Below are 5377 nucleotides of genomic sequence, written 5' to 3' on the forward strand. Positions count from 1 at the left end.
CAGACTGCTCCACCCCGCATCAAACTGGTTGTTTACCGGGTTGCCCCGATCAACGAGGTGCGCATAATACGGCGTGGATTGTATTCTGTCAAAGGAAATCGCCACATTCCCGTAAGTTACCGCTCCAGAATAGCAGTAACGCCCTGGCCACCAGCGGCACAGATAGAAATCAACCCACGGCCACTTCCCTTTTCCTCAAGCAACTTGGCGAGAGTCGCCACAATGCGGCCACCGGTGGCCGCAAACGGATGGCCCGTCGCCAGGCTAGAACCCTTAACGTTCATTTTGGCACGGTCGATGGAGCCCAGCGGTTTGTCTAACCCGAGGCGCTCCTTGCAAAAGCCAGGATCTTCCCATGCCTTCAACGTAGATAATACCTGGGCGGCGAAGGCCTCGTGAATTTCATAAAAATCAAAATCCTGTAAGGTCAGACCAGCTTTCGCGAGCATACGCGGTACCGCATAGGCCGGCGCCATCAACAGGCCTTCTTTCTTGTCGACAAAGTCAACCGCAGCCACTTCAGAAAAGGTCAACCAGGCTTTCACTTCCATGTTGTTGGCTTTAGCCCACTCCTCACTGGCCAACAAAACGCAGGAAGCACCGTCGGTCAGTGCCGTACTGTTGGCGGCTGTCATGGTGCCATTGTCCCGATCAAACGCCGGCCTGAGGGTGGCCAGCTTCGCCAGGGTGGTGTCCGGGCGCAGGATATTGTCTTTCTCAAGGCCCGCCATCGGCGTGATCAAGTCTCCGAAGAAGCCTTCCTCGTAGGCTTTCGCCAGTTTCTGGTGGCTCTCCCAGGCCAGGCGATCCTGATCTTCACGCGCAATACTCCACTCTTTGGCGGTGACCTGGCAGTGCTCGCCCATCGACATACCAGTGCGAGGCTCACCATTTTCCGGGATTTCCGGTACCAGGTGACCGGGGCGAAAACGACTCAGAATTTTCAGCCGCTCGGTGGTGGTTTTGGCGCGGTTCAGGTCCAGCAGGATGTTCCGCAGGCCCTCACCGACCCCAATCGGGGCATCCGAGGTCGTATCCGTGCCACCCGCGATACCACACTCGATCTGGCCCAGTGCAATCTTGTTGCCTACCAGGATGGCGGCCTCCAGACCGGTACCGCAGGCCTGTTGGATATCGTATGCGGGGGTTTCCGGCGCCAGCCCGGAGCTCAGAACGGATTCCCGGGTCAGGTTGAAGTCCCGGGAATGCTTGATCACTGCACCGGCCACGACTTCACCCAGGCGCATGCCTTGCAGGTTGTATCGATCAACCAGACCGCGCAGCGTGGAAGTCAAAAGTTCCTGATTGCTGATTTTACTGTAGGCGGTGTTGGAACGGGCGAACGGCGTACGGTTACCGCCAATCACGGCGACGCGACGAATGTCTGCGGACGCGCTGCCGGCGCGCTTTTGCACCGGGGCTTTCTTCTGGGGCGTTTTGGGTGACTCAGCCATGATTGATTGTTTCCTTCTGTATGAATAATGCGTGATTAGACAGCATGGTACGCAGTCTAAAGGCAACCAGCCAAGCCTCATTGGCACCTCTGACACCCTACTGAAGGTATTGAGTCAACTAACATGCCTTTTGTCTACTAAACTTCGTTAACACTGAGTTAACATCTAACTTACCTGCAAGAAAAACGAGAATTCATCATGGAAAGAAATAGCCGTGCTGCCTGGCTGGTGCTGGGGCTTCCCCTCGCACTGGGTCTGGCCTGGATAACTCATGGTAACGGGATCATCCAGAATGACTTGGACCGCAACATCTCCATCCCGGAGGAATTGACCATCCCGATGCAAGTGCAAGCTGCGTTTAACGAAACCCACGTGTATTTTCGTTACCGCTGGCCAGCCAGTCGCCCCCACCTCCTGCACGATGTTCTGGTCTATCAGGACGGCGAATGGATCAGAAAAGGCGGCGACATGCCCGGCCCCAACCCGGAGGGCTTCCACGAAGATCGGGTATCGATGATGCTGGACGATGGCAGTGTTCCGGGCTTTGACCGTTACGGTGGCTACATCACGGTTGGCGCCGGTGTCGCCGGCTTTACCAAGGAAGCCCCGGAAGAGGTCACCAAATCCCTGCCGGGAACCCGCCTGGACGTGACTGACTGGGCCAGTGTGCGCTCACCGGACACGCTGACCGCCCAGCGCGAGGCCGGCTATTTCCTGGACCTCTGGCATTGGCGTGCCCATCGCTCGAACCCTATGGACTTGTCGGATGATCAGTTCATTGGCGAACAACGGCGTAGTGACAGCGGCACCAGCCTGTACAGCACCAACTGGAATGGCGAGACCAAAACCCCTAGGTGGATGTTCAACCCGGAAACCACAGGGCAGCATGCACTTCGTCTTGAGGACCTTCCGAACGGCCAGGTCGGCACAGATAGCGCTTACTTCCTGTCAGACACTACCGCCGTGCCCTTTGACCCGAGCCATGCCTGGCAGAATGGCGATGTCATTCCCCGCCGCTACCTTCTGCAGGCAGAAGGCTCCCGGGGCGACATCAAGGTACAGCAGAAGGCCACCTGGAACGAGGGCTACTGGGATGTAACGCTGTCCCGGCTGCTGGATACCGGCTCACCCACCGAAGACAAAATCCTGAAAAACCAGGGGCTCTACTCGGCGGCCTTTGCCATTCACAGGAACGCCACTGGCGGCCGCTGGCATCTGGTGTCTCTACCGGTTTCCCTCGGCATGGGGCGAGAAGCCGACCTGCAAGCCATGGCGTTTAATGGCAACCAGCCCGACTGGGGCAACAACTGGAAAGAGGTCACGCTGTTCTATCCCGGCCAGGTGAACTGGCCACTGTTGATCAGCCAGGCTCATGCCGGCGCCAAGGACATCAAAGAGGGCACGCCGGTGCATGCCCGTCACAGCGAAAGGCAACTGGCCATCTACGGTGTTGAAATGGAATTTAATGACAAAATTATCAACCAGTGGCTGATGACATTAATCGCGGGACTACTGGCTATGCTCGGCGTTACCATCGGCCTGCTTAAGGCATTCCCCACCCAAAACACCAACCCTGGAGGAGAACGCTCATGAGCGGTATTCACCACATGCTCGTCCACTTCCCTCTGGGTTTCTGGGCACTGGCGACACTGATGATCCTGGTTGGCGGCTTCCTCAACGGTCGGTTTGCCGACATCAGCCGTGCGGGACTGCTGCCGATTCTTGTGCTCAGCCTTCTGGCGGCATGCGTCGCCATTGCCAGCGGCTTTTTGGTGTGGACGCTGGACGCAGTCATCTACAGCCCCCTTGCCCGGAATCACGTTCTGACTGCGCTCTGGTCACTGGGCATCTTCTCCATGCTCACCGTTCTGGTTTGGCGCACAGGCAGTCGCGCGTTCGATGGCGCTCGCAAATGGGTGCTGGTTGTTCTGGCACTTACCGGCATGTCCATCTTTGCAACCACCGGCACCATTGGCGGCCATCTGGTTGGCGCGACTACGCAGTTTTCTGACCTGCTGAAACTGTTCGGCTGGGATGTGTACAATACCTTCTACGTACCCTCGTGGGTGGTTGCGGCGCTGGTCGTGATTGGTCTGGTCTGCGCGGTCGCTGGCATCAGGAGCCAAGGGACCAACCGGTAGGCCAGGCCCTTCCGCACATTATCCGCAACACACGGTTTATGCTCCGGATAACGGCGCATAAACCGCTTCCTCCCCGATAACCGCCTACAGGTATTGGCACGCCTGACAACGGCCTACAGGCATTGAGTCAATCCATTAGTCGACAAAATCCTTAACCTCTAGACCATTGCATTCTCACGAACTCACAAGGACGAAATCATGTCTGACATCTACCTGAAACTGGTCAACACCCCCGTTGGTAAAACCGCCGCGCAGTCCCTCGGCTTGCCGTCTCCGGCACCATTGAAGCGCCTTAAGCGAGTAGACCAGCCCTTTATCGAAGGGGACGTACTTGTAGGCGCCGGTGCCGGTGCCCGAGCTATGGCGACGCTTGGTTCGATCATCGGCGCCAGCCCCGCCAACCTGCACCATGCCACTGGCCTCGGCACCCTTGCGGACTCAGCCCTGGCTGGGAACAAAGCCAAGGCCCTGGATCTGTCCGGCGAAGTGACTGGAAAATTCTCGGCGCTTGTCTTTGATGCCAGCGGCCTTAAATCCCCTCAGGAACTGCGCGCACTGTATGACTTTTTTCACCCGACCATCCGCAAATTGGCCGCCAACGGCCGCGTTCTGGTGATCGGGCAAGATCCGCACACCTGCCGGAAAGCCCCCCAGGCTGCAGCCCAACAGGCACTGGAGGGCTTTGTTCGCAGCGTCGGCAAGGAGGTGGGCAAGAAAGGCTCGACAGCCAACTTGCTGTGGATGGCGCCCAATGCCGAAAACCAGCTTGACTCGAGCGTTCGTTTCTTCCTGTCGGCCCGCTCGGCTTATGTGTCTGGTCAGGTGGTTCGCATCGGCAAAGCGGACGAAGCCAAGGCAAGCAACCCGGTCGCGCCGCTGGCTGGCAAGGTCGCCCTCGTGACTGGCGCCTCCCGCGGCATCGGTGCCGCCATTGCTGAAACCCTCGCCCGGGACGGCGCTACGGTGATTGGCCTCGACATACCGGCGGTTATGGCAGACCTGCAAAACGTAACCGATGCGATCAAAGGCAAGGCCCTGGCTTGCGATATCACCGACGAGAAGGCCCCCAAGCTGATTGCAGATTTTATTGCCAAGGAAACCAGTGGGGTAGACCTGGTGATTCACAACGCGGGCATCACCCGCGACAAAACCCTGGGCAATATGCCTGAGCATTTTTGGGACATGACCATCGCGGTCAACCTGACCGCCGAAGAACTGATCGACGAAGAACTGATGCACCGGGAGCTGCTGCGTGACAACGGCCGCATCGTGTGCATTTCCTCCATCAGCGGCATTGCCGGCAACTTTGGCCAGACCAACTACGCCTGCGCCAAAAGTGGTGTAATCGGTTATGTTGAGGCCATGGCAAAACAGCTGAAGAACGGTGTCACCATCAACGCCATCGCTCCGGGCTTTATCGAAACCCAGATGACGGCGGCCATGCCCTTCACCATCCGGGAGGCAGGCCGGCGCATGAACAGCCTCTCTCAAGGTGGCTTACCGGTAGACGTGGCAGAGGCCATCGGCTGGTACTGCAGCCCGGCGTCTGCCGGGGTGAACGGCAACGTGGTGCGTGTGTGCGGTCAGTCTCTGATCGGAAAATAACTACGCTCGAATAACGCAGGGCCGGGCAAAGGTTGCGCCTGGCCTTTTGGTGCTGCTTCGGTGAGGTTACTTTCAGGAAGACAAAAAAAAGCAGATCCAATGGACCTGCTTTTTTTCATATCTGGTGGGTGGTGAGGGGATCGAACCCCCGACCCTCGCCTTGTAAGGGCGATGCTC

General features: G+C 58.0%; 4 protein-coding genes. 3 read left to right on the plus strand and 1 reads right to left on the minus strand.

The genetic code is table 11. The features are described 5' to 3' along the window. Positions 1–116: 116 nt before the first annotated feature. The gene (locus IBX51_RS14080; protein ID WP_291831930.1) at positions 117–1454 is read right to left on the minus strand and encodes an acetyl-CoA C-acetyltransferase; all 1338 of its coding nucleotides are present in this window, start codon (positions 1452–1454) and stop codon (positions 117–119) included. A 198-nt stretch (positions 1455–1652) separates the two neighbouring features. Here IBX51_RS14080 and IBX51_RS14085 point away from each other — a divergent pair, with 198 nt between their 5' ends. From IBX51_RS14085 to IBX51_RS14095, 3 genes are all read left to right on the plus strand, one after another. Further along, positions 1653–3047, plus strand: coding sequence for an ethylbenzene dehydrogenase-related protein (locus IBX51_RS14085; protein WP_291831931.1), 1395 nt, complete (start codon positions 1653–1655; stop codon positions 3045–3047). Further along, positions 3044–3595: a heme ABC transporter permease gene (locus tag IBX51_RS14090; protein WP_291831932.1), complete on the plus strand. Its 552-nt coding sequence runs from the start codon at positions 3044–3046 to the stop codon at positions 3593–3595. The genes IBX51_RS14085 and IBX51_RS14090 overlap by 4 nt, the downstream gene beginning before the upstream one ends. A 198-nt stretch (positions 3596–3793) precedes the next feature. Next, positions 3794–5200, plus strand: coding sequence for a 3-oxoacyl-ACP reductase (locus IBX51_RS14095; RefSeq protein ID WP_291831933.1), 1407 nt, complete (start codon positions 3794–3796; stop codon positions 5198–5200). Positions 5201–5377 lie beyond the last annotated feature (177 nt).

The organism is Marinobacter sp. (assembly GCF_014859525.1).
Taxonomy (GTDB): domain Bacteria; phylum Pseudomonadota; class Gammaproteobacteria; order Pseudomonadales; family Oleiphilaceae; genus Marinobacter.

Excerpts from the sequence above, each read along its gene's own strand:
- IBX51_RS14090 (WP_291831932.1), top strand. The coding sequence starts at position 3,044 with ATGAGCGGTATTCACCACATGCTCGTCCACTTCCCTCTGGGTTTCTGG.
- IBX51_RS14095 (WP_291831933.1), top strand. The coding sequence starts at position 3,794 with ATGTCTGACATCTACCTGAAACTGGTCAACACCCCCGTTGGTAAAACC.
- IBX51_RS14085 (WP_291831931.1), top strand. The coding sequence starts at position 1,653 with ATGGAAAGAAATAGCCGTGCTGCCTGGCTGGTGCTGGGGCTTCCCCTC.
- IBX51_RS14080 (WP_291831930.1), bottom strand. The coding sequence starts at position 1,454 with ATGGCTGAGTCACCCAAAACGCCCCAGAAGAAAGCCCCGGTGCAAAAG.